The following is a 24,443-nucleotide window of genomic DNA, read 5'->3' as shown; positions in this document are numbered from 1 at the left end:
CTGCTGTCGGTATGGCGACTCACCTGGGTGCGCTAGCGCGTGGCAAATCCTGCCGAATTCGGCATTTTTGCCAGCGATGTGTCAACGCGAAGTTGTGTCTTTATAACTGACCTTTGAGCGCGCGGTAATCACGCGGCGTCATGCCGACGGTGGCCTTGAACTGGCGCGCGAAGGCACTCTGGTCGGCGAAGCCGCAGCGTTGCCCGATGCTGGCGATGCTGTCGTCGCCGTACAGCAGCCGCATCGCCGATTCGATGCGCAACTTGGTCAGCAATTGCTGTGGGGTGACCTGAAACACGCGGCGGAAGTGACGTTCCAGCTGCGCCACCGACAGCCCGGCCAGGTCGGCCAGGCTTTGCACGCGCAGGTTGTCTCCGAAGTTGGTCTGCATGTGTTCCATCACCTGGCTCAAGCGTTCGTAGGCGGAATGACGGCTGTCGGGCTGGCCCAGATCGCGCGAGATGCCGACCACACCGATCACCTCATTGGCCTCGCACAGCGGGCGTTTGAAGGTCAGGCACCAGCCCGGCAGGCGGTTGGGGTACAGATGCACTTCGAGCTGGTTGTCGATGAGCTCGCCACACAGCACGCGGCGGTCCTGCATCATGTAGCTGCCGCCCAGCGGCAACGGGAACACTTCCAGCGGCGAGCGGCCGATGATCTCGCTGCGCAGCTTGCGTCCCAACCGGCGCACCAGGGTCAGGTTGCAATGGGTGTAGCGCCCCTCGCTGTCCTTGATGAAGAACACCACATCCGGCAGTGCATCGAACAGCGTCTGCATTTCCAGGGCGGGCAGGTTGAGGTCCATCAGGGTCATGGTAGCGGTCACGATTAGACGGTTGCACGACGGTGCAGCCCAGCAATGATCCTAGCGCAAACGCGCGGTTGTGATTCGGGTGGGTGATTGTGCGGATTTCCGCATTTTCACTTGGCATTGAACGCTAGTCGTCCGCAGGTCGGCAGTGGGAGCATGAGCCATGCACACCATCGACGTCATCGACTCCCACACGGCAGGCGAGCCTACCCGCGTTGTCCTTTCCGGTTTTCCAGATCTGGGCGATGGCGATCTGGCGCAGTGCCGCGAACGCTTTCGCAGCGAGTTCGACCACTGGCGCAGCGCCATCGCCTGCGAGCCGCGTGGGTCGGACACCATGGTGGGCGCCTTGTTGCTGCCGCCGCGCGACCCGAGCGCCTGCACCGGGGTGATCTTCTTCAATAACGTCGGCTACCTGGGCATGTGCGGGCACGGCACGATTGGCGTGGTGCGCACGCTGGCCGAACTGGGGCGCATCGCGCCGGGCCAGCACCGGATCGAGACACCGGTCGGCACGGTGGGCGTGGAGCTGGCCGACGACGGCACGGTGTCGGTAGACAATGTCGAGAGCTATCGTTTTGCCAGCGGGGTCGAGGTGGAGGTGCCGGGGCATGGCCGGGTGTGCGGCGACGTGGCCTGGGGCGGCAACTGGTTTTTCATCACCGAGCATGCGCCGTGCGCGCTGGACCTGGCGCACCAGCGCGAGCTGACCGCGTATACCGAGGCGATTCGGCTGGCCCTGGAAGCGGCCGGGATCACTGGCGAGGCCGGTGGCGAGATCGACCATATCGAAGTCAACGGCGCTGCGCCCGACGGTAGCGGCGTGGCGCGCAATTTCGTGCTGTGCCCGGGGCTGGCCTATGACCGCTCGCCGTGCGGCACCGGCACCAGCGCCAAGCTGGCCTGCCTGGCGGCGGACGGCAAGTTGGCCGAAGGCGAGCGCTGGGTGCAGCAAGGCATTCTGGGCAGCGCCTTCGAAGGCAATTATCGGCTGAGCGGGCGCGGCATCGCACCGCGCATCAGTGGGCGGGCGTACATCACCGCGCGCGCGCAACTGGTGATCGACCCGGCGGACCCGTTCGCCTGGGGCATCGTGGCCTGATGGAACCCCAGCGGCCCGTGCCGGTGCTTGCGTCGGTCACGCCGTCTGGCGCAGCAGTGTCTGCTGCGATGACAGGGACTGCCGCTGCAACGCCTGCGTCGGTATCGGCGCCTGGATTGGATGCGGTGACCGAATCCGGGTCCGCCGCGTCTGCCGCAGGCACGCGACGCAGTTACGACCTGATCGTGATCGGCGCCGGCATTGTGGGCGCCGCGTGCGCGGAAGCGGCGGCGGGCGAGGGCCTTCGTGTGGCGATCGTCGAGCCGGGACCGATCGGCGGCGGCTCCACCGCAGCGGCGATGGGGCATTTGGTGGCGATGGACGACGACCCGGCCGAGCTGGCGTTGTCGGCGTATTCGCTGCGGCTGTGGGAGCGCTTCGCCACGCTTAGCGAAGCCGAATTCAGCCGCTGCGGCACGCTGTGGGTGGCCCGCGATGCGCGCGAACTGGCGGAGGTGCCAGCCAAGATCGCACGCCTGGCAACGGCCGGCCTGCATGCCGAAGCGATCGATGCCGCGCAGCTGTACGCGCTAGAACCACAGCTGGTGCCCGGGCTGGCTGGCGGCATGCGCGTGCCCGATGAAGCCGTGGTGTATCCGCCGCGGGTCGCGCGGCATTTGGTGGGCGCGGCATGCACGTCCGGTGCGCGCTTGTTCGCCGGCCGCCGCGTGGTGCAGCTGCAGGAGCATGCGGTGCGTTTGGACGATGGGCAGACGCTCGCCGGGCCGGTGCTGGTGGCCAGCGGTGTGGCCTTGCCGCAGTTGCTGCCCGAGCTGGCATTGCGCCCGCGCAAGGGCCATTTGGTGATTACCGACCGGCACCCGGGGCTGATCCGGCATCAGCTGCTGGAACTGGGCTATGCGGATTCGGCGCATGGAGCCGACGACACCAGCGTGGCCTTCAATGTGCAGCCGCGGCCCACCGGGCAGATTCTGATCGGCTCCTCGCGCCAGTTCGGCGAGCACGACCGCGCCTTGTCGATGCCGGTGCTGCAGCAGATGCTGCAGCGCGCCTTCGCGTACCTGCCAGTGCTGCGCGAACTGCAAGCGATCCGCGTGTGGACCGGTTTGCGACCGGCCACGCCGGACGGGCGCCCGTATTTGGGGAAGGTGCCCGGCCGGCGCGATGTGTGGGTGGCCGCCGGTCACGAGGGGCTTGGGGTCACCACGGCGCTGGGGAGCGCACGGGTGATCGTGGACAGCCTGCTCGGGCGCACCCCGGCCATCGACCCGGCGCCCTACGCACCGGCGCGTGCCGCGCAAGGAGCGCCCGCATGAGCGCGACGGTGCGTCTGCACGTGGATGGGCGCATGGTCGAGGTGCCGGCCGGTGCCAGCGTGGCGGCGGCAGTGGCGCAGGCGACGTTGCAGTTTCGGCAATCGAGCAGTGGGCAAGCGCGCGCCCCCCTGTGCGGCATGGGGGTGTGTTTCGAATGCCGCGTGCGCATCGATGGCGTGGGACAGCAACGCGCGTGCCTGGTGGACGCATGCGATGGCATGCAGGTACGCACCGATGGCTGAGCGCGTGCTGCATTTCGATGTATTGGTGATCGGCGCCGGCCCGGCCGGGCTGGCGGCGGCGCGGGCGGCGGCCAGCCAAGGCGTGCGCGTGGGCGTGGTCGACATGCAGCCACGTACCGGCGGTCAGGTGTGGCGCAGCGATGTGCACTCCGGCGCGCCGGCCGATGCGCGCGCATTGCTGCAGCAGGTGGCGGGCAATGCATCGATCACCGTGCTGACGCGCACGCAGATTTTGCTGGCGCAACCGGGCTGGCTCCTGGCCGATGGCCCCACCGGCACATTGCAGCTGCATTACGCCGCGTTGGTGCTGGCCACCGGTGCGCGCGAATTGCTGCTGCCATTTCCGGGATGGACCCTGCCCGGCGTCACCGGTGCCGGTGCGGCGCAGGCGCTGGCCAAGCAGGGCTGGCCGCTGGCGGGCAAGCGCGTGCTGGTGGCCGGCAGTGGCCCGTTGTTGCTGGCCAGTGCGGCCACGTTGCAACGGCATGGCGCGCACGTGCTCGGCATTCACGAACAGACCTCGCCGGCCGCCTTGCGCCAGTTCGCACTGCAGTTGTGGCGCTGGCCGGGCAAGGCCGCGCAGGCGGTGGCGCTGCGCCTGCAGCTGCGTGCAGTGGCATATCGCGCCGGCAGCATGGTGATTGCCGCGCACGGCGACACGCAGTTGCGCGAAGTGGAACTCGCCGGGCCCAGCGGCCGCACGCGTCTTGCCTGCGATCAACTGGCGGTGGGCTATGGCTTGGTGCCCAATACCGAGCTTGCGCAATTGCTGGGTTGCCAGCTGCAAGCGTACGGCGCGCACCAGCAGGTGCAGGTGGATGCGCTGTTGCGTACCAGCGTCACCCAGATCTTTGCCGCCGGCGAAGTCTGCGGCATCGGCGGGCGCGACTGCGCATTGATTGAAGGTGCGATGGCCGGACATATGGCGGCCGATGCACCGGAGGCGGCGCTGCGCCTGCAGCCACGGCGTCACGCCGCGCGTGCGTTTGCCGATCTGCTGCAGCAGCAATTCGCGCTTGATCCGCGCATCCGCACGCTGGCGCAGGCGGACACGTTGATCTGCCGCTGCGAAGACGTACCGCTGGCCGCCCTGGACAGCTTCAACGATGCACGCGACGCCAAGCTCGTCTCGCGCTGCGGCATGGGCGCCTGCCAGGGCCGCATCTGCGGTGCGGCGCTGGCCGAACTGGGGCGTTGCCCGCCCGATCTTTCCACCGACGCCGGCCGCCGGCCGCCGTTGTTCCCGGTCCGCCTCGCGGCGCTGGCCGACTCGTTCACTTCCGACTCGCAAGGGAAACACCCATGAGCAATGCTGCGTTCTGGCACGGCGTGCTGCCGGCCATCACCACTCCGTTCACCGCTAACGGCGACATCGACCACGACTTCCTCGGCAAGCACGCCAATCAACTGGTGGATGCCGGTTGCACCGCGATCGTGCCGCTGGGCTCGTTGGGCGAAGCTGCGACCTTGAGCGTGGAAGACAAGCTGGCGATCCTGCGCACGCTGGTCACCGCCTTGAACGGTCGCGTGCCGGTGGTGCCGGGCATCGCGAGCCTGGCCACCGGCGAAGCGGTCGCGCTGGCCAAGGCGGCCAAGGACATCGGCTGCGGCGGCTTGATGGTGCTGCCGCCGTACGTGTACTCCACCGACTGGCGCGAAATGGGCGCGCATGTGCGCGCGGTGATCGGCGCAACCGATCTGCCGGTGATCCTGTACAACAATCCGGTCGCCTACAAGACCGATTTCGGCCCGGCGCAGATCGCCGAGCTGGCCGCCGAATTCCCGAACCTGCAGGCAGTGAAGGAATCGTCCGGCGACGTGCGCCGCTTCGCCGCACTGCAGGAATTGCTGGGCGATCGCCTGGCGCTGCTGGTGGGCATGGACGATGCCATCGTCGAGGGCCTGAGCATGGGCGCCAAGGGTTGGATCGCCGGCCTGGTCAATGCGTATCCGAAGGAATCGGTGCGCCTGTTCGAACTCGCCCGCGATGGCGGTTACCCGGCGGCCAGAGAGCTTTACCACTGGTTCCTGCCGCTGCTGCGCCTGGATACGGTGCCCACCTTCGTGCAGCTGATCAAACTGGTGCAGGCCAAGGTCGGCATGGGCAGCGAGCAGGTGCGTGCGCCGCGCCTGGTGGTGGCCGGTGCCGAGCGCGATGCCGCGTTGACGGTCATCGACCATGCCATCGCCACCGCGCCCAAGTTGTCTTGATGGCGCCATGATGCTGCCATCGTCTGTTGCGCCTGCGGGTGAGCGCAGGGTGCGAGTCGTGCGGGTTCGTGCCACGCGCCTTGCCTGCGCGCGGGGCGATGCGTCGGCCGATGCGGATGTGGCATCCAGTGCCGCATCCTCATCGTCTTTCTGGTCGGCCGCCAGCGCACCGAGCGCCGGACCTGCCTCCCTGTCACCGAAGGTGCCGCAATGAACGATACGAACCACTCCATTCCCGCGGCAGCAGCCGAGATCCTGCTGGCAGGCCGATGGCAAGCCAGCCGCGCCGCCACCGGCAGCTTCCGTGCTGCCGACCCGGCCGCCGGCGAACCGATCGGGCCCTACTTTCCGGTCAGTGGCGCGGACGATGTGGAAGCGGCCGTGGTTGCGGCGCAGGCAGTGGCGGCGGAGTTGGCGGCCGCACCGGTCGAGCGGATCGCGGCCTTTCTGGAAGCCTATGCCGATGCGCTGGATGCCGATGCCGATACCCTGGTCGCGCTGGCGCATGCCGAGACGGCGTTACCGGCGCCCACACGCTTGCGCGGTAACGAACTGCCGCGCACCAGCGGCCAACTGCGGCAGGCCGCACGGGCCGTGCGCAGCTACAGCTGGACCCAGCCCATCATCGACAGCGCGGCAGATCTGCGTTCGCACCTGGCGCCGCTGGGCAAACCGGTGCTGGTATTCGGCCCGAACAACTTTCCGTTCGCGTTCAATGCAATTGCCGGCAGCGATTTCGCCTCGGCGATTGCCGCGCGCAACCCGGTCATCGCCAAGGCGCATCCGTTGCATCCGGCCACCAGCCAGCGCATGGCGCAGCTCGCGCATCAGGCCTTGGTCGCGGCCGGTCTACCTGCGGCGGCGGTGCAACTGCTGTATCACTTCGACAATGCCATCGGCCTGCGATTGGCGGGCGATGCGCGGCTGGGCGCGATCGGATTCACTGGCAGCCGTGCCGGTGGGCTGGCACTGAAGGCCGCCGCAGACGCGGCGGGCGTGCCGTTTTATGCCGAGCTTTCCAGCGTCAACCCGGTCTTCCTGTTGCCGGGCGCGCTGGCCGAACGCGGCGATGCGCTTGCGCAGGAATTCTTCGCCTCCTGCACGCTGGGTAGCGGGCAGTTCTGCACCAATCCCGGTGTGGTGGTGGTGCCGCATGGCGCGGCTGGCGATGCGTTCGTTGCGGCCAGCAAGGCGCATTTCGAAGCGGCCATGCCGATGGTGCTGTTCTCCGCCTCTGGTGTAGAAGGCGTGCAACGCGGCGTGGCGAGCCTGCGTGCCGCCGGCGCCGGCATGCTGGCCGGCGGGCACACCGGCGAGGATGGCTACCGCTATGCGCCGACCTTGTTGAGCGTGGATGCGCAAGCCTTCCTCGCCAATCCGCACGCCCTGCAGGCCGAAGCCTTCGGCCCTGTGAGCCTGCTGGTGCGCGCAGCCGATGTGGCGCAGATGGCACAGGTGGCTGCTGCGTTCGAAGGCAATCTGACCGGCACGTTGTACCGCGCGGCCGACGGCCGCGACGATGCCGCGTGGCAGACCATCGCCCCGGTGCTGCGTGCGCGGGTAGGGCGGTTGATCAACAGCAAGATGCCAACCGGCGTGGCCGTGAGCGCTGCGCAAAACCACGGTGGCCCGTTCCCGAGCACCGGGCATCCGGGCTTCACGGCGGTGGGCATGCCCGGCGCCATCCGCCGTTTTGCCGCCTTGCACAGTTACGACGCGGTGCCCGATGCACTGCTGCCCGCCGAACTGCGCCAGCGCAATCCGGGCGGCGTGGCACGTCTGGTCGACGGGCAATGGAGTACGGCCGATCTTGGAGCCGGCGCATGAATCGCCAGATCGGCGGGCTGTCGCTGGAGCAAGCGCGTGCGCAACTCGCGCCGTGGACACAACGCGCCGCGGCAATCGCCGCGGACGAATACGAGCACCGCATCGAGCGTGCACGCAGCCTCATGCGCGGGCATGGCGTGGATGCGCTGTTGATCGGCGCCGGCACGTCGCTGCGCTATTTCACCGGCGTGCCGTGGGGGGCGAGCGAGCGTCTGGTGGCACTGCTGCTGACGCTGGATGGCGATCCGGTGTTGATCTGCCCCGGGTTCGAGGAAGGCTCGCTGGATGCGGTGCTGAAGATCCCGGCGACCAAATACCTGTGGGAAGAGCACGACGACCCGTACGCACTGGTGGTACAGGCCATGGATGAGCGCCATGCGCACGCCCTGGCGCTGGACCCCGGCATCGCGTTCGCCGTGCACACCGGTCTGCGTGCGCATCTGGGCAAGGCGATTCGTGATGCCGGCGCGATCATCGATGGCTGCCGCATGTGCAAGTCGCCAGCCGAGCTGGCATTGATGCAGCAGGCTTGCGATATGACCTTGCTGGTACAGCGGCTGGCGGCCGGTATCGCGCACGACGGGATCGGGACCGATGAACTGGTGCGCTTCATCGATGAGGCGCATCGCGCGCTGGGCGCCGACAACGGATCGACCTTCTGTATCGTGCAGTACGGTCACGCCACTGCGTTTCCGCATGGCATCCCGGGTGTGCAGCACCTGCGCGAAGGCGAACTGGTGTTGATCGACACCGGCTGCACCGTGCAGGGCTACCACTCCGACATCACCCGCACCTGGATCTATGGTGCGGCCAACGACGCGCAGCAGCGCATCTGGGACCTGGAGCAGGCCGCGCAGGCGGCGGCATTCGCAGCGATCCGCCCTGGCGTGGCATGCGAGGCGGTGGATCAGGCTGCGCGCAAGGTGCTGGAAGCAGCCGGGCTCGGGCCCGACTATCGGCTGCCCGGGTTGCCGCATCGCACCGGTCACGGTTGCGGCCTGGCGATTCACGAGGCGCCTTACCTGGTGCGCGGCAATGCGCTGGCGTTGCAGCCGGGCATGTGTGCCAGCAACGAGCCGATGATCGTGGTGCCGGAGCAGTTCGGCGTGCGCCTGGAAGACCATTTCTACGTGACCGACGATGGTGCGCAGTGGTTCACGCCGCCGTCGGTGGCGATCGATCAACCGTTTGCGTGAGTCTGCGAAGGCTCACGCGCGCGTAGGAGCGCACCCGGGCGCGACGGGCATTCCCGAGTGAAGCCATTCGCGCTCAGGCGCGCTCCTACCGCTGTCCTTGCATCTTGGAGTGAATGCATGAAACACCTGCGTCCCGTCGCCATCGGTCTACTCGCCGCCGCCTTGTTCACCGCCTGCAAGCCGGCGCCGCCCGCAGCGGAGCCGGCGGCGTCGCCTGGCTCCGGCTCAACCGGCGAGCAGGCTGCCAAGGCCTTCGATGCGCTGCTGGACAAGCAGTGGCAGTACCAGCTGCAGCACAACCCGGAGTTCGCCAGCATCATCGGCGACAAGCGCTACAACGACCGCTGGAGCGATTACTCGCTGGCGGCCGTGCAAGCAGAGCGCGCCGCAACGGCCGACCTGCTCAAGCAGTTCGAAGCGGTGGATGCCAAGACGCTGGACGAGCAACGCCAGCTCAGCCTGCAGATGATGCTGGGCCAGTTACGCGACAAACTGGAAGGCATCGACCTAAAGACCTATGCAATGCCGCTGGAACCGATCGGCGGCATACAGTTGGCGTTGGCCGGGTACGGCGATGCCTTTCCGTTCGAAAACGCCAAGGATTACCAGGACTACATCAAGCGGCTACAGACGATTCCGACGGTGATCGACCAGGTGATCGCGGTGTCGCGTCAGGGCGCGAACGACGGCCTCACTCAGCCGCGTTATCTGCTGGAGCGCTTACCCGAGCAGATCGACAAGATTGCGGCCTTGACCGGCGAGCAGAGCCCGTTCGCCTCGCCATTGAAAAAGCTCGACGCCACCGTGCCGGCCGACCAACGCGATGTGCTGCGCAAACAGCTGCTCGCAGCGATCGACCAACAGGTACGCCCGGCTTACGGAAAGCTAGCCGCGTTCGTCCGCGACGAATACGCCGCGCAGGGCCGCGCGCAGGAAGGCGTCTGGTCGCTGCCCGATGGCGAGCGCCGTTATCGCTATGCCATCCATACCCAGACCACCACCGACATGGCGCCGGAAGAAATCCACCAGATCGGCCTGAAGGAGGTGGCGCGCATCGAAGGCGAGATGACGCAGATCGCCAAGGCGCAGGGTTTTGCCGATCTGGCGAGCTTCCGCAAGGCCGTGGAGACCGACAAGCGGCACTTCGCCACCTCGGGCGAGCAGATCCTGCAGCAGTACCGCCAATACATCGCAGCGATGGAACCGGAGCTGCCGAAGTTGTTCGGCCATCTGCCCAAGACCCCGCTGGAAGTGCAGGCGATGCCGGCGTTCCGACGTACCGCACCGGGCGCCGAATACTGGCAGAGCAATCCGGAAGGCACCAAGCCGGCGATCGTGAAGGTCAACACCAGCGACTTCGCCAGCCGCACGTTGATCAATATCGAAACCACCGCCTATCACGAAGGCGTGCCCGGGCATCACCTGCAGATTTCGCTTGCGCAGACATTGCCGTTGCCGCCGTTCCGCCAGCAGGCCGGCTACAACGCCTACATCGAAGGTTGGGCGCTGTATGCCGAGCGCCTGGGCAAGGAGATCGGTTTCTTCAAGGATCCGTATAACGACTATGGGCGCCTGTCCGGCGAATTGCTGCGCGCCAACCGGTTGGTGCTCGACACCGGCGTGCACTACAAGCACTGGAATCGCCAGCAGATGGTGGATTTCTTCCACGCACATCCATCCGACGACGAGCCCAGCATCCAGTCCGAAACCGATCGCTACATCGTGTGGCCGGGCCAGGCGCTGGGGTACAAGCTCGGCCAGCTGCAGATCCTGGCGTTGCGTGCGGAAGCCGAGAAAGAACTCGGTGAGCGCTTCGACGTGCGCGCCTTTCACGATGCGGTGCTGGGCGGCGGCGCGATGCCGCTGGCACTGTTGCAGCAACGTGTGCGGCAGTGGATTACGCAGGCCAAGGCGGCGCCGGAGGCACAGCCATGAGCACCACCAGCGCGTTACGCGCGAGCACATTGACTCTGTTGATTGCCGCCAGCCTGGGCGGCCTGGCCTTGCCCGTGCACGCGGCCGAGGCCGAGGCCGAGGCCGCGGCTGCGGCCACGCAGAACACCGCAGCGGCACGCTTCAAGGCCTTGTACACGCGCGAGTGGCGCTGGCGCCAGGCGCAGGCGTCGGGCGCGGTGGATGAAGACAACCAGGCCACGCAGGAGCAACAGGCCGACCATCTGCCCAAGGTCGATGTCGCCACACAAAACCAGCGCACGGCGTATTGGCAACAGGTGTTGAAGGAACTGGATGCCATCCCGCAGGCGCAGTTGTCGGCCGAAGATCAGGTGAGCTACCAGGTGTACCGGCAACAGTTGCAGGTGTTGCTGGACCAGCAGCATTTTCGCGCCTGGGAGATGCCGTTCAACAGCGACTCGGCGTTCTGGAGCGATCTGGGCTTCAGCGCCGAGGCCACGCTGCGCACGCGCGAGGATTACCAGCGTTATCTCAAGATGCTGGCCGACATCCCGCGCTATTTCGCCGAGCACGCCGACAATATGCGCGCCGGGCTGGCACGCGGTTTCACCCAGCCGCGGGTCACGATGACCGGGCGCGACCAATCCATCGCCGATGTGGCGCAGGCCAAAGGCGATGCCAACCCGTTCTACGCGCCGTTCAAGCGGATGCCGGCGACGCTGCCGGCCGATGTGCAGGCGCAACTGCGCCAGCAGGCAGTCAAGGCCATCGATACACAGGTGGTGCCGGCATACGCCAAGCTGCTGGATTTCATCCGCAACGAGTACCAGCCGCGCGCACGCACCACGCTGGCCGGCGAAGCGTTGCCGGACGGGCAGGCGTATTACCGTGCGCAGATTCGCGAGTTCACCACGCTGGACTTGAGCCCCGATCAGATCCATCAGATCGGCCTGCAGGAGGTGGCCAAGCTGCGCACGCAGATGGACCAGACCATCGTGGCCAGCGGCTTCAAGCCGCCGGCCGGGCAGGCCGTGTTCCCGGCGTTTCTGCACTTCCTGCGTACCGATCCGCAGTTCTATGCCAAGACGCCGGAAGAGTTGCTCAAGCAGGCGGCGTGGATCGCCAAGCGCGTGGACGCCAAGGTGGGCGATTACATCGGCCGGCTGCCGCGCCGTCGCTTCGCCATCGAACCGGTGCCACCGGAGCTGGCGCCGTTCTACACCGGCGGTCGCGGTGGGCCGGGCATCTATCTGGTCAACACCTACAACCTGCCGTCGCGGCCGCTGTACAACCTGACCGCGCTGACCTTGCACGAATCCTCGCCCGGTCACGCACTGCAGATGCCGCTCGCGGCAGAGGCGCAAGGCTTGCCGGAGTTCCGCCGTTACGGCTTCATCTCCGCCTACGGTGAAGGTTGGGCGCTGTATTCGGAGTATCTGGGTCAGGAGATGGGCCTGTACGACACGCCCTATGACCGTTTCGGCTACCTGACCTACCAGATGTGGCGCGCCTGCCGCCTGGTGATCGATACCGGCATCCACCACAAGGGCTGGACGCGCGAGCAGGCGCAGGCCTACCTGCGCGACAATACTGCGCTCAGCGAGCACGAAGTCACCACCGAGGTAGACCGCTATATCGCCTGGCCGGGGCAGGCGCTGTCGTACTACCTGGGCGAGCTGAAAATACTGGAGCTACGCCGCAAGGCAGAAGCCGCGCTGGGCGAAAAGTTCGACCTGCGCAACTTCCACGATGCGGTGCTGCAGACCGGCTCGGTGCCTTTGCCGGTGCTGGAAGCGCGCATCGACCGCTTCATCGCCGATGGCGGCGTGTCGCCGTACCCACAGGATGACCAGGCAGAGGCATCGGCAGAGGCGAAGGCCTCCGCCAGCGACTGACACGTGCGCGCACGTGATGGCTTTAAGAGCAGTACCGCGCTTTCCACATTTCGGGGCGACGTATGACCACACACGCTGCGACCACGCAAGGCAAGTTCCACAAGCGCCTCAGCCTGACCGACCTGACCTTTATCGGGCTGGGTTCGATCTTCGGTTCCGGGTGGTTGTTTTCGGCCAGCCACGTCTCATCGATCGCGGGGCCGGCCGGCATCGTGTCATGGATCCTCGGCGGCATCGCGGTGCTGCTGCTTGGGCTGGTGTATTGCGAACTTGGTGCGGCATTGCCGCGCGCCGGTGGGGTGGTGCGCTACCCGGAGTATTCGCATGGCGCCTTGCTCGGTTCGCTGACCGGCTTCATCACCTTGATCGCGTTCTCCAGCCTGATCGCGATCGAAGTGGAAGCGGCGCGGCAATACGCAGCGGCGTGGTTCTCGTGGTTGAGCCAGCCAAACAGCACCCATCCCAGCGTCGTGGGTTGGCTGGTGCAGCTGGCCTTGCTGGTGCTGTTCTTCGTACTCAACTACTTCAGCGTCAAGACCTTTGCGCTGGCCAATAACATCGTCAGCATCTTCAAGTTCCTGGTGCCGATCCTGGTGATCGTGCTGCTGATGCAGCACTTCGATGCCGGCAATCTGAGCGTGCATGGGTTCGCGCCATCGGGCATGGCGGGCGTGGAAGCGGCGATCTCGGCCGGCGGCATCATCTTCGCGTATCTGGGGTTGACCCCGATCGTGTCGGTGGCCAGTGAGGTGCGCGACCCGCAGCGCAATATTCCGATTGCGCTGATCCTGTCGGTGGCGCTGTCCACGGTGATTTACGTGCTGCTGCAGCTGGCGTTCCTGGGCAGCATCCCGGCCGCGCAACTCGCGCAAGGCTGGGCGGGCATCGACAAGGCCTTCTCGCTGCCGTACCACGACATCGCCCTGGCGTTGGGCATGGCGTGGCTGGCCGCGCTGGTGATCTGCGATGCGATGGTGTCGCCCAGCGGCACCGGCAACATCTACATGAATGCCACGCCGCGCGTGGTGTATGGCTGGGCACGCAGTGGCGGGTTCTTGCCGGTGCTGACGCGGGTGGATCCGGCGTCGGGCATCCCGCGTCCGGCACTGTGGTTGAGCCTGGGCTTGTCGATCTTCTGGACGCTGCCGTTTCCCTCCTGGGAAACGCTGATCGGCGTGGTGTCGGCCGCCTTGGTGCTGAGCTATGCGGTGGCGCCGATCACGGTGGCGGCTCTGCGCCGCAGCGCGCCAGACTTGCCGCGCCCATTTTTCGTGCGTGGCCTGCCGATATTGGGGCCGCTGTCGTTCATGGTGGCGGCGTTGATCGTGTACTGGTCCACCTGGCCGACCTTGTCGTGGTTGCTCGGCTTGCAGGTGCTGGCGTTCGTGCTGTACGTGCTATTGCGCCTGCCTTCGCGCCAGGGCCGCGCGCGCCTGGTGCGGCAGGTGCGCGCGTCGTTGTGGCTGATCGTGTTCTTCGTGCTGGTGATGCTGGTGTCGTGGGCGGGGACGTTCGGCGGACATGGCTGGATTGCGCACCCCTTCGATACGTTGGGCGTGGCGGTCATCGCGTTGTGCATTTATCACTGGGGCGCACGCAGCGGTTTGCGCAGCGACGAGCTTGCGCTGGAGGAGGACGATGGTGAGTGATGCGCGCCGCAGCGCATTTGGTTTACGTCGGTGGTCTGCATTGGTCGCCTACGGATTGGTGTTGTCGGGTGCTGTGCAGGCTGCGCCCAGCGTTGCCGATTACCAACGCTCGCTGGGTTTGCGTGAGCAGTGGATCACGCTGACAGAGAATGTCGCCTGGCCGGCGCAGTGGCAGGATGACGGAAGGTTCTACTACCGCAAGACAGTGCCGGGCGGCTTTGCGTTTGTCAGTGCCGATGTGGCCACCTTGCAGAAGCAGCCGGCCTTCGATCAGGCGCGCCTGGCGCAGGGCCTGAGTGCGGCAACCGGGAAACCGTATGCGCCGCTGCGTCTGCCGTTCGAGCAGTTTTCGTTTTCGACCGAGGGCGAACGCAGCGATGGCGCCATTGTCTTCGCACTGGACGATGCGCCCTGGCGTTGCACGCTGACCACCTACCACTGCGCGCCCGATGCACGGCTGCAGCCGACCTCACGCCCACGCGGCTTCGGCGTGGTGCGCGACCCGCTGGTGCCGGCCGACACCACGCCGCGTCGTTCGCCGGATGCCAAGTGGGAGGTGCTGGCCGATGGCTGGAACCTGGTATTGCGTCATCTCGCCGATGGGCAGGTCACCCGGCTCAGCAGCGACGGCCGTGCCGATGATTATTTCGATCCGGAGAGCGTTGCCTGGTCGCCGGACTCGCGGCAGCTGGCGGTCTATCGCGTGCGTCCGGGGCTGGCTCGCCGTGTCACCCGCGTCGAAGCCGCGCCTGCCGGCGGTGGGCAACCGGTGGTGCACACCCAGTTGTATCCCAAGCCGGGCGATGCGGTGGATGTGGAGCGCCCGGTACTGTTTGCGCTGGACGGCACACGTCGCGACGTGGACACGGCGTTGTTCGACAACCCGTATTCGTTGTCGCCGCTGCAGTGGCGCAGCGACGGGCGCAGTGTCGCGTTCGAGTATGTGCAGCGCGGCTTCCAGCGCATGCGCGTGATTGCGGTGGATGCAATCAGTGGGCGCGCGCGCGTGGCAGTCGGCGAAGACGCGCGCACCTTCGTGTATGCCGACCGCAGCTTTCGCCACGACGTGGATGGGCGTGGCGATGAGGTGCTGTGGATTTCCGAGCGCGATGGCTGGCGGCACCTGTATCTGTTCGATGGACGCAGCGGCAAGGTGAAACGCCAGCTCACCCGCGGGCCGTGGGTGGTGCGCGATGTGCTGCGCGTGGACGATGCGCAGCGCCGCATCTGGTTCACGGCCAGCGGGATGGACGCAGGCAAGGACCCATACGATAGACAACTCTACAGCGTGGATTTCGACGGCCGCCGGTTGACCCGCTTGACCCACGCCGAGGCCGACCACGACGTGGCGATTGCCGACGATGGCCTGCATTACGTCGACGTCTATTCGCGTCCAGACCTGCCGCCGGTGATGGAGCTGCGCGCCATCGATGGCCAACTGCTGCATACCGTGGAGCGTGGCACGATCGACAGGCTCCAGGCCGCCGGCTGGCGCGCGCCGGAGACCTTCGTGGCCAAGGGCCGCGATGGCACCAGCGACATCTGGGGCATGGTGGTGCGACCGCGCGACTACGACCCGCGCAAGACCTATCCGGTGATCGAAAACATCTATGCCGGGCCGCACGATTCCTTCGTGCCCAAGACGTTCTGGCCGTTCGGTTATCACTCCGGCGGCGACAAGCAGATCGGCATGCAGGCGCAGGCCGATCTGGGTTTCATCGTGGTGATGATCGACGGCATGGGGACCGCCAACCGCTCCAAGGCGTTTCATGATGTCGCGTGGAAAGACCTGGGCGATTCCGGGTTTGCCGACCGCATTGCATGGCATCGTGCGCTGGCCGCCAAAGACCCGTCTTACGACATCAGTCGCGTCGGCATCTATGGTGCGTCGGCGGGTGGGCAGAGCACGCTGGGGGCGCTCGAGCGTCATCCGGAGTTCTACAAGGTGGGCGTTGCGTTTGCCGGGTGCTACGACAACCGCATGGACAAGATCAGCTGGAATGAGCAGTGGATGGGCTGGCCGGTGGATGCGCACTATGCAGAGGCGTCTGGCGTGGTCAATGCACGCAAGCTGCAGGGCGACCTGCTGCTGATCGTCGGCGAGCAGGACAGCAATGTGGATCCGGCGTCCACCGCACAGGTCGTCGATGCCCTGATCAGGGCCGGCAAGGAGTTCGACCTGCTCAATGTGCCGGGTGGCGAACATTCGGTTGGCCGCTCCAGCGGGCCGATCGATTACGTGCAACGTCGCCAGTACGACTTCTTCGTGCGCCACCTGCGCAACGAACCCACGCCGCACTGGAATTCCCTGCCGTCGGAGGCGCAATGATGCGTTTGTTTGCTCGATTCAAGGCACAGCGGCGCAGCCGGGGGGCGGGTCTGCTGTGGTCGCTGGCGTTGCTGGCTGGTAGCACACCGCTGCTTGCGGCCGCCGAAGAACTGCCGCGCTTCGTCACCAAGGATGGCCGCCATGCGGTGTTTGTCGATGGTGCGCCGTACACCATATTGGCCGCACAGTTGCACAACTCCAGCGCATGGCCGGCGGTATTGCCCCAGGCATTGGACGACGTGGTGGCCCTGCATGCCAACACGGTGGAAGCGCCCGTGTATTGGGAGCAGTTCGAGCCGGAACAGGGCCGCTTCGACACCACCAATGTGGACGCGCTGATTGCCGGCGCCCGCAAGCGCGGCCTGCGCGTGGCCTTGCTCTGGTTCGGCAGCTGGAAGAACGGCCAGATGCATTACGTGCCGGAATGGATCAAGCGCGACGAGGCGACCTACCCGCGCATGCGCGATGCCAACGGTGAGCCGGTGGATGTGTTGTCGCCCCATGTGGCCGCCAACATGCAGGCCGATGCGCGTGCGTTCACCGCGTTGATGCAGCACCTGCGCAAGGTGGATGGCGACCGCCATACCGTGATTCTGGTGCAGGTGGAAAACGAGCCAGGCGCGATCGGTACCGTGCGCGATCACGGCCCCGCAGGGGAGGCGGCGTTCGCGCAACCGGTGCCGGCCCAGATTGCACGCGCACTGGGTAAACCGCAGGGCAGCTGGCAGCAACTGTTCGGCGCCGAAGCTGCCGAAGCGTTCAACGCATATGCAACCGCTGCGTATATCGAACAGGTGGCTGCCGCCGGCAAGCGTGCGTATCGGCTGCCGCTCTACGTCAACACCTGGCTGCGCTACAAGGGCAAGCGCTATCCGGGCATGGACTACCCGTCCGGCGGTGCGACAGTGAACGTATTCGCGCTGTGGCGCGCGGCCACGCCGTCGATCGATTTCATTGGTACCGACATCTACACCAGCGACTACAACGAATACACCAAGGTCATCGGCCAATACGCGCGGCCCGACAACCCGGCCTGGGTCTCGGAAACCGGCTTCGAAGCTGCCACTGCGCCGTATCTGTTCCATGTGCTGGGGCAGGGCGGGATCGGCTTTTCGGTGTTCGGCATGGATGGCAACCAGGACAGCCAGGCCAACCGCGACGCGATCGCTGCGCACGCCGCCAACTTCAAGCTGCTCGCGCCGATGCAGCGGATTCTGGCGCAGGCCGCCTTTGACGGCCGGCTGCAGGCGGTGGCCGAGCAGCCCGGCGCGCCGCAGCGGACGCTACGCTTCGGCGAGTGGGAGGCCAAGGTGTCGTTTGGTGCGCCCATGTGGGGCGATGCGCCGCCCATTCTGCCCGGCAACGACGACCACGCCGGCCGGCTGCTCGTGGCCCAACTGGGGCCGGAGGAGTTTCTGGTGACCGGTATGGCTGCACGCATTGAATTTTTCCGCGAGGCGGCCGATACCCGTCGTGGACAACTGTTGCGGGTGGAGCAGGGGCGGTATGTCGACGGGCGCTGGCAGATGGAAAAGCAGCTCAACGGCGACCAGACCGACTACGGCCTCAACTTCGGGCGTGTGGATGCAAACGGCAAGGTGCCTGTGGTGTTGCGGGTGCGGGTGGGTACTTACTGAGCCTTGCTGATCGTGTCCTTGCCGCCTTCGGCCTGTTGTCTGAAATGAGTTGAGCCTTGTTCGAATCCACTCGCCGCCACGCCGGAGCCATCATGAGCATCAGCAGCATCGCCAGTTCCGGAATGCAGGTCGCCGCGCTGCGCCAACAGGTGGCGGCCAGCAATGTAGCCCGCCAGCCGGTGGACGGTAGCCCGCGTCAGTCTGTCGCGGCCGCTACCCAGGCCAACGGCGGCGTGGCGGCCCGCGTGGTGAATGCCAGCCCCGATCCATCTGCGCCGGCCACCGATCTGGTCGAAGGTCTATCGGCACGCAACGAGTTCCAGGCAAATGCCAATGTGTTGCGGCGCTCCGACGAGATGCTGGGGAGCTTGTTGGACGTGTCGACCTGAGCGGTTCGGCCTACACGACGACGGTCTTCGACCTGTTGCATTGGGTGCAAGGCGTGTCTGGCGAGCGATCGGTGCACCGCGCCGTCCACGCTGCGGGTTTGCTGCAGGGTCCTTGCCTGCCCACCATCGCAGGACACGCTGCAAGTACGTCCATCTAAGCCCCTTGGCGGCATCCATGCCGCCAAGGGACCCGCGAGGGTGGGCGGGCAAGGACCAATCGAGATGGTCGGTGCGCATGGTTCGGCAAAGCAACCGGCAGAGGGCTTTGCCCTTTCCTTCGCTTTCACCAAAACCACCATCCAACGGTTGGGTGCGGTGTCCTCGCCGATTGCGGGCTCGATGGCGGCATGGATGCCGCCATCGAGCCCCAGGGATGGATTCACGGCGCGTCCCGCGAGCTGGCGAGGGCGCCGCGCACTCGAAGTGTCGCGTTTTTTACAATGCAGACCCGAAGAGGGCATCACGTACTCACTAACCAGGCTTCGACCTGGCGCGTCGTGCCGTAATCGCTTTACCCTCGGCCGTCAGTGCCCGTCATCGCCCAACACCTGCGCCGCGTCCACGATATCCACGCCCTGCAGTTGTCCTAGCCAGTGATCGAACCAGGGTTTGTGCATGGCGCCGACCACCGCTAGCACCCGTGCACCGGGCTGCTCGGCAAAGCTGGCACGCACGTTCGATACCATGCGCAGATGATGGTGGGCTTGTAAGCGGCCAAGCGGTCCATCAGCGGTTGCAACCGTGCTGCGCCGATGTCACTGCCCTTGGGCAACTGCGACAGATGCACGCTGCCAAGAACGAGTACCTGCGTGCGTGGCGCGGCCATCTCTGCATCCAACCGCGACAGGTCCACTTGCGCCTGCGCGATGCAGGGCGTGAGCAGCAGCAACGCCGACCACAACACGCGACTACGCAGCACGGCGCGCGCGCACGGCGAGACTGCGGAAGGCGCACCGGCAGTGTCGACGCGTTCTGGTTCGTGCAGGACTGGAACCTGCATGACGCTCCTTGTGGAATGTTTCCATCCGCGCCGCCGTAAGCGCATCCTTGCGGCGGTAGACGTGCGGCGAGTGTGAGCGAGACTGCAGGCATCGGGCCTGGCCTGAAAGTCATGCGTCAAATGGCAGGGGCGTCGGCGAACGCGCACGCCAATGCGCTCGCTTGATGCAGATGTCTCAGGCACAGCGCCTGGCATCCCCACACGCAATGCACCTATGCCAAGCGAGCGTGCAATGGAGTAGCGCCCCACCGGCTTGCACATCGGTTTCCAAGTCGTCCAACGTGTCGCGACGGACGCTCGCACCGGGCGCTCTGCTCAGTTGGGCCGCAATGCCTCAGCCAAGCGCGCACCGTCGGGCACGCCCAACCCGGTATTGGCGTCCCAGCCGGTGGCTGCGCGGAAGCCGGCGTTATCGCCGGCAACGATGTCGCGGAATGCCTCCGGGCGGCCGTACAGGCGCGGCAACACGAAGTGGGGTTGCATGCGGTTTGCGCCGTAGATGCGTGCCAGCAAGGCCGCCCATAACGGTGCGGCAGCGCTGGTGCCGCCCATCACGGCGGGCTGCCCGTTGATCGATAGGTAGTAGCCGGTCTGCGCATCGGCGTTGGCCGCCACATCGGGGACGCCGCGCATGCGCAGGTGGCGTGACCGGTGCTGTGCATCGGTGAGGCGCAGATTGTTCTGCCAGGCAGGACGTGCAAAGAACCTGCTTTCTCCGCCGCCGCCGCTCGCCCAGGCCTGTTCGTTGGCGCTGTCCGCCGTTACCTGGAGCCGAGTGCCGCCGCAGGCGAGCACGAACGGACTGGATGCGGGAAAGCAGACATTCAATCCTGGCTGCCCGTCACTGGCGCCATCGTCGCCAGCGGCAATGCACACGGTGATGCCCATCAACGCAGCGGCCCGAAACGCACAGTCGTAGGCCTGGCGCGATTGCGGCGTCCATTGCGATTCGGTGAAACCCCAGCTGATGGCGATGATGCCAGGTGAGTGCTCTGCATCGTGGATGGCGGCATTGATCGCTTCCAGAAAACCGTTGTCGGTGTTGGGCGCGAAATACATCACCAGTTTCGCGCCCGGCGCGATTGCCCCGGCGATCTGGATATCCATCTGCGCTTCGACATCGGCATCTGCATTGCCGCGACTGACGGCGTTGGTTGCCCCGGGCAACAGCACATCGACCAGTGTCGGCATGGGGACGCGTAGCTGCGCAAAATAGGCGGTCATCTGGTCGCGTGCATAGCCGCCGCCCAGCACGATGATGCCGATGCATTGACCGTGCCCGTCATGCTCGGGAAAGCCGTAGAGCTGCGCCAGCTGCGGCGGCGTGTATTGCATGATCGGACCATCCCGACTGTCGGCCGGTGCAGTGGGCTGTATCGCAGGCGGCAAGGATGCGCTCGCCTCGGGCGCGCTGGGCAGGGTCTGAGCCTGCGGGCGGGCGTCCAGCCCGAGCACGGCGGTGACGATGCCGCCTGTGGAATCGATACCGGGCCGGTGCGTCCGCGATAGCGCATCGCACCATCGATATAGTCGCGCAAGCTGACCTGGAATGCGGCCTCGCACTGCTGCACGGTGCCCTCCAGGATCACGCTACCGCTGTCTGCGTGCGCGTGCTCGATCCTCAAGCCATAACTGGCAGCAAAGTCGGCAACGGCCTGCAGATCTGCCGCACCGGCGGCGAAGCGTTCGCTGAACTCCGCACGCGTGAACGCAACCGGCAGCGTATTGGGCTGCAATTGCAGCAGCGCATCGGCAGCGGCATTCAATGCCGGCATCCGCACCGCGAGCAGGACGCGCAGGCGTTCGTCCTGCCGCGGTTGTCCGGCCTCGATGGTGGAGGGAGCGGTACGGCGCTCACTGCCGGCCAGGATCGTGTGCATGCTGGGGAGAACTCCATCGAAGTGGGTGAGTCAAAGTGGGTTGGTACAGATCCAATCCAGCCGTCGCGTGCTGCGCGACCCACCGCGATACGCACGGCTGCCAGCAGCACGGCAGTGTGCATTCAATGCCATGCGCGGGTTGTCTGTGTAGCGGTGTACCGCGTGCGATGGACGGCAATACGAAGCGCGCACGCATCGATTGGTGGGCTCTTGGTCAATGGCACGCAACGGCAAGCGCTGCAGCAAGATCAGCATCGCCCGCGCGCGCCTCAGATCCTGCGACAGCGCGCCGCGTGGTTGATCGTGCTGACGGCCTGACGCAGCCAGGGCGACGGCGCGTACGACGGCAGGCAGTCACTGCCTCGTCGAGATGTGCAGATTTCCGCACGGGTGTCTGACCGCTGTCACAAGACGTCGTGCATGAACGCGCGCACGATGGGCCACGATCATTCGAGGGAGCAACGATGGACCGTAGAACCTTTCTGCGTCAGGGCATGGCGGCCACCGCGGCGGTCGGTGCAGGTGCCGCGCTGGCAACGCCGGCCGCGGCGTCGGCTGCGAGCACGCTGCCGGCGCCGACACTGCCCCGCCTGGAACCGCTGCCTTCGGCCGCGCATGTCGGTAGCACGCTGTGCAGCTTCACCCACCTGCAGCAGCATTGGACCGTCTACGAACATCTCGACGATGCGCAAGGCCAGCTCACGTTGTGGAGCGACAGCGGCATGCTGCGGCTGGACAAGCGCACCGAGCCGGTCTATCCGGCCGCGGGCACGCCGTACTTCGGGCTGCCGCTGGCGCAGGTGGCCATGGCCGAAGCCGACCTGCTGGCCGACCGCCTGCTGCGCGACGGCGACCCGGACGAGGCGCAGGTGCGCGACGTGGCGCCGCCGCCGGCCTCCTTGCTCGACCCCAAGGACAATGGCGGGCGCTGGCCGTGGACCACCTTTGTCGGAACACGCGAAAGCCTGGACACCATGCCCATCCTGCCCAACGGCCGCAGCCGCACCTCGCGGCCGGAGCACGCGTTCAAGGAGTTGGGCGAAGAGGCGCTGATCAAACGCCGCGAAGAAGGCATGCTCGGCGGCTGGATGCCCGCGGTGCGCAAGGTGATGCGCCGCGAGGGCGAGCCCGACAGCTGGTACGACGTACTGGTGTTTGCCGACGTGCGGGCACGCGATCGCTTTGTGGTGCACACCTGGCACCGCACGATGCAGGTCAAGGCCGGCGCCGTCGTCGCGGTGCACTACACCCACAGCTACCCCGACTTTGCGCCCTCCCGCAGCGCCGCCACCGCCGAACAGTTCTACGCGGCACTGATCGATTTCGCTGCGTATTGGCAGCAGGCGCTGGACGGCACCGTGCAGGCGCAGTTTCCCGATGCCAGTTGGAACGACATGGCGCAGTTCGCGTTCGCGCGCGAGCTGGTGGTGCGCCCCGGCGGCGATTACCCGAAGTATGGCGCGGTGGAACGCGACTACTACGGCAACGAATACGACGGTTTCCAGGACACGTTTACCAGCTCGTTCTACGCCAACCTGGAGTGGGGACGTTTTGCACAAGCTGCGGCGGTGCTCGACAACTACTTCGACGCGTTCGTGCAGGACGATGGCCTGCCGAACATGCGCGGGCCGGAAGTCGGGCAGTTCGGGCTCACCTTGTCGTTGCTGGCGCGGTATCTGCGCTACACCGGCGATGCGCCACGGCTGCGCCGCGTGCTGCCCAAGATCGCGGCCACCGCGCAGGTGTTGTGCGCGTTGCACGACCAGGCGCTGGCACTGCCGCGCACGGCGCATGGCCATGGGTTGCTGCACGGCTGGAACGAATCCGATGCCTGCCTGTTTCCCGATCCATCGCTATGGTGGAAACCGTATTACGCCAACAGCGCGCTGACCATCCGCGGCTGGGAAGATATCGCACAGGTGTGGAGCACGCTCGGTGGCGATGCGGGCCAGGCCACGCAATGGCAACGCCGCGCCACGCAGCTGCGTGCGCGACTGGAAGCCAGCCTGCGTGCCAACGTGCGTCGCGACCTCTCGCCGCCATACGTGGGCCCGTTGCCCGGCACCACATTGACCTTTCGCCAATCGTTGCTGCAGGAAAAGCCCAGCGAACAGCAATGGCCGCACCGTGCATATGCCGAACTGCTGCAGGCCGATGTGTTGCCGCACGACCTGGCCCACTTGGTGATCGACTGCCTGCGTGGCCATGGCGGCACCAGCATTGGCGTGGTGGCCAACATCGCACCGCCGGAGCCGGGCAGCCGCGATCTGCTCGGTTTCATTTCCTATGGCTATGCGCAACAGTTGCTGCGGCTCGATCGCATCGAAGAATATCTGTTGTTCGTCTACGCGCATCGCTATCAGGTGCACACGCGCGGCAGTTGGACGGCTGGGGAAGTCAGCGGCATCACCGGCGGCATGCCGTTGTTCTGCATACCGGCACAGATGACCATCCCCTTGCTGCTGCGCTGGATGCTGGTCAGCGACGACAGCGCCGGCGAGCAGTTGTTTCTCGCGCGTGCGGTACCGCGCGCCTGGCTGGGCAGCGGTGCACCGGTGGGCATCAGCGCGGCCCCAACGCGATGGGGCACGGTCGCCTTGACGCTGCGCACCGACACGGTGGCGCGTTGCATCAATGCCGATGTGCAGTTGCCGGAGCGCGCGCCCGCCCGCACCTGGCTCACCCTGCGTGCACCCGCAGGCACTCGCCTGCAGCGCGTGCTGGTCGATGGCAAACCGGCGAATGCGCAGGGGCCGCATACAGATCGCGTGGCCTTGCCGGGCGCTGCTGCACTGGTGAAGGTGCAGGCGTGGTACGCCTGACAACGGCGCCGCGATGATCGAGCGCCGCCGTTGCTGCAGTGTTGCCGGACATCGCGCACCGCAGTGCCGCCTTGCTGTTCGCATGCAGGTGCTGTGGTCGATAACGGAGACCAGGGCACATCGGATGATCGTGCCGATATGCTGCTGCTTGGGCAATGCAGGCATGCCCGAATGCAGGCCCAAGCACGCGATTTTCCGCACGCGTCCCGACTAAATTCGTCAAGACGGCGCAGTGGGGTTACCGCAAGATTTTTTTAAC

15 protein-coding genes and 2 pseudogenes are annotated in these 24,443 nt (G+C 66.3%); 14 read left to right on the top strand and 3 right to left on the bottom strand.

The genetic code is table 11. The annotated features are described in order from the left end of the window. Positions 1-100: 100 nt before the first annotated feature. On the bottom strand, positions 101-817 hold the full coding sequence (locus tag F7R02_RS09210; RefSeq protein ID WP_003484914.1) for an AraC family transcriptional regulator: 717 nt from the start codon (positions 815-817) through the stop codon (positions 101-103). 160 nt (positions 818-977) lie between these two features. On the opposite strand from F7R02_RS09210, the gene F7R02_RS09205 reads away from it, so the two are divergent. The 13 genes from F7R02_RS09205 (at position 978) to F7R02_RS09145 (ending at position 18,482) form a co-directional block, all read left to right on the top strand. After that, on the top strand, positions 978-1,916 hold the full coding sequence (locus F7R02_RS09205; protein ID WP_005914064.1) for a proline racemase family protein: 939 nt from the start codon (positions 978-980) through the stop codon (positions 1,914-1,916). A 116-nt stretch (positions 1,917-2,032) separates the two neighbouring features. Next, on the top strand, positions 2,033-3,193 hold the full coding sequence (locus tag F7R02_RS09200; RefSeq protein ID WP_172397272.1) for an NAD(P)/FAD-dependent oxidoreductase: 1,161 nt from the start codon (positions 2,033-2,035) through the stop codon (positions 3,191-3,193). Next, the gene (locus tag F7R02_RS09195) at positions 3,190-3,435 is read left to right on the top strand and encodes a 2Fe-2S iron-sulfur cluster-binding protein (RefSeq protein WP_005914068.1); all 246 of its coding nucleotides are present in this window, start codon (positions 3,190-3,192) and stop codon (positions 3,433-3,435) included. The genes F7R02_RS09200 and F7R02_RS09195 overlap by 4 nt, the downstream gene beginning before the upstream one ends. After that, complete coding sequence (locus F7R02_RS09190) at positions 3,428-4,741, top strand: FAD-dependent oxidoreductase (protein WP_029829147.1); 1,314 nt, start codon at positions 3,428-3,430, stop codon at positions 4,739-4,741. The genes F7R02_RS09195 and F7R02_RS09190 overlap by 8 nt, the downstream gene beginning before the upstream one ends. Then, entirely contained in the window at positions 4,738-5,646 is a 909-nt protein-coding gene (locus F7R02_RS09185; RefSeq protein WP_078590617.1) for a dihydrodipicolinate synthase family protein, read from the top strand. The genes F7R02_RS09190 and F7R02_RS09185 overlap by 4 nt, the downstream gene beginning before the upstream one ends. 210 nt (positions 5,647-5,856) lie before the next feature. Beyond that, on the top strand, positions 5,857-7,473 hold the full coding sequence (locus F7R02_RS09180; RefSeq protein WP_033485242.1) for an aldehyde dehydrogenase family protein: 1,617 nt from the start codon (positions 5,857-5,859) through the stop codon (positions 7,471-7,473). Continuing rightward, positions 7,470-8,669 carry a M24 family metallopeptidase gene (locus tag F7R02_RS09175; RefSeq protein ID WP_078590615.1) on the top strand — a complete coding sequence of 400 codons (1,200 nt, stop codon included), beginning with the start codon at positions 7,470-7,472 and terminating at the stop codon, positions 8,667-8,669. The genes F7R02_RS09180 and F7R02_RS09175 overlap by 4 nt, the downstream gene beginning before the upstream one ends. 117 nt (positions 8,670-8,786) lie before the next feature. Further along, a complete protein-coding gene (locus tag F7R02_RS09170; protein ID WP_139371048.1) occupies positions 8,787-10,604 on the top strand; it encodes a DUF885 domain-containing protein in 1,818 nt (605 codons plus the stop codon). After that, on the top strand, positions 10,601-12,478 hold the full coding sequence (locus F7R02_RS09165) for a DUF885 domain-containing protein (RefSeq protein ID WP_139371047.1): 1,878 nt from the start codon (positions 10,601-10,603) through the stop codon (positions 12,476-12,478). The genes F7R02_RS09170 and F7R02_RS09165 overlap by 4 nt, the downstream gene beginning before the upstream one ends. A 62-nt stretch (positions 12,479-12,540) precedes the next feature. After that, entirely contained in the window at positions 12,541-14,127 is a 1,587-nt protein-coding gene (locus F7R02_RS09160) for an APC family permease (RefSeq protein ID WP_078590611.1), read from the top strand. Next, positions 14,117-16,456: a S9 family peptidase gene (locus tag F7R02_RS09155; RefSeq protein WP_078590609.1), complete on the top strand. Its 2,340-nt coding sequence runs from the start codon at positions 14,117-14,119 to the stop codon at positions 16,454-16,456. Before F7R02_RS09160 ends, F7R02_RS09155 begins: the two co-directional genes overlap by 11 nt. Continuing rightward, positions 16,456-18,093 (top strand): DUF5597 domain-containing protein, encoded by a 1,638-nt coding sequence (locus tag F7R02_RS09150; protein WP_078590649.1) that lies wholly within the window; start codon positions 16,456-16,458, stop codon positions 18,091-18,093. The genes F7R02_RS09155 and F7R02_RS09150 overlap by 1 nt, the downstream gene beginning before the upstream one ends. 92 nt (positions 18,094-18,185) lie before the next feature. Further along, positions 18,186-18,482: a flagellar basal body rod protein FlgC gene (locus F7R02_RS09145; protein ID WP_005929106.1), complete on the top strand. Its 297-nt coding sequence runs from the start codon at positions 18,186-18,188 to the stop codon at positions 18,480-18,482. A 691-nt stretch (positions 18,483-19,173) separates the two neighbouring features. Here the strand turns inward: F7R02_RS09145 and F7R02_RS27510 are convergent. Continuing rightward, positions 19,174-19,386 (bottom strand): annotated as a pseudogene (locus F7R02_RS27510) (hypothetical protein); the annotation flags it as partial. Positions 19,387-19,797: 411 nt separating this feature from the next. Next, a pseudogene (locus F7R02_RS09130) lies at positions 19,798-21,362 on the bottom strand (S53 family peptidase). A 464-nt stretch (positions 21,363-21,826) separates the two neighbouring features. Between F7R02_RS09130 and F7R02_RS09125 the strand changes: the two are divergent. Continuing rightward, positions 21,827-24,184 (top strand): glucosidase family protein, encoded by a 2,358-nt coding sequence (locus tag F7R02_RS09125; RefSeq protein WP_078590607.1) that lies wholly within the window; start codon positions 21,827-21,829, stop codon positions 24,182-24,184. Positions 24,185-24,443: the final 259 nt, after the last annotated feature.

Origin of the sequence: Xanthomonas cissicola, assembly GCF_008801575.1 — a bacterium.
In the GTDB taxonomy this organism is placed as follows: domain Bacteria; phylum Pseudomonadota; class Gammaproteobacteria; order Xanthomonadales; family Xanthomonadaceae; genus Xanthomonas; species Xanthomonas cissicola.
This window is presented reverse-complemented; position numbering and strand designations above follow the sequence as displayed.

Coding starts and splice junctions, on each gene's coding strand:
- F7R02_RS09160 (WP_078590611.1), top strand. CDS start 12,541: ATGACCACACACGCTGCGACCACGCAAGGCAAGTTCCACAAGCGCCTC.
- F7R02_RS09185 (WP_078590617.1), top strand. CDS start 4,738: ATGAGCAATGCTGCGTTCTGGCACGGCGTGCTGCCGGCCATCACCACT.
- F7R02_RS09155 (WP_078590609.1), top strand. CDS start 14,117: ATGGTGAGTGATGCGCGCCGCAGCGCATTTGGTTTACGTCGGTGGTCT.
- F7R02_RS09205 (WP_005914064.1), top strand. CDS start 978: ATGCACACCATCGACGTCATCGACTCCCACACGGCAGGCGAGCCTACC.
- F7R02_RS09145 (WP_005929106.1), top strand. CDS start 18,186: ATGAGCATCAGCAGCATCGCCAGTTCCGGAATGCAGGTCGCCGCGCTG.
- F7R02_RS09150 (WP_078590649.1), top strand. CDS start 16,456: ATGCGTTTGTTTGCTCGATTCAAGGCACAGCGGCGCAGCCGGGGGGCG.
- F7R02_RS09175 (WP_078590615.1), top strand. CDS start 7,470: ATGAATCGCCAGATCGGCGGGCTGTCGCTGGAGCAAGCGCGTGCGCAA.
- F7R02_RS09190 (WP_029829147.1), top strand. CDS start 3,428: ATGGCTGAGCGCGTGCTGCATTTCGATGTATTGGTGATCGGCGCCGGC.
- F7R02_RS09170 (WP_139371048.1), top strand. CDS start 8,787: ATGAAACACCTGCGTCCCGTCGCCATCGGTCTACTCGCCGCCGCCTTG.
- F7R02_RS09125 (WP_078590607.1), top strand. CDS start 21,827: ATGGACCGTAGAACCTTTCTGCGTCAGGGCATGGCGGCCACCGCGGCG.
- F7R02_RS09180 (WP_033485242.1), top strand. CDS start 5,857: ATGAACGATACGAACCACTCCATTCCCGCGGCAGCAGCCGAGATCCTG.
- F7R02_RS09195 (WP_005914068.1), top strand. CDS start 3,190: ATGAGCGCGACGGTGCGTCTGCACGTGGATGGGCGCATGGTCGAGGTG.
- F7R02_RS09210 (WP_003484914.1), bottom strand. CDS start 817: ATGACCCTGATGGACCTCAACCTGCCCGCCCTGGAAATGCAGACGCTG.
- F7R02_RS09165 (WP_139371047.1), top strand. CDS start 10,601: ATGAGCACCACCAGCGCGTTACGCGCGAGCACATTGACTCTGTTGATT.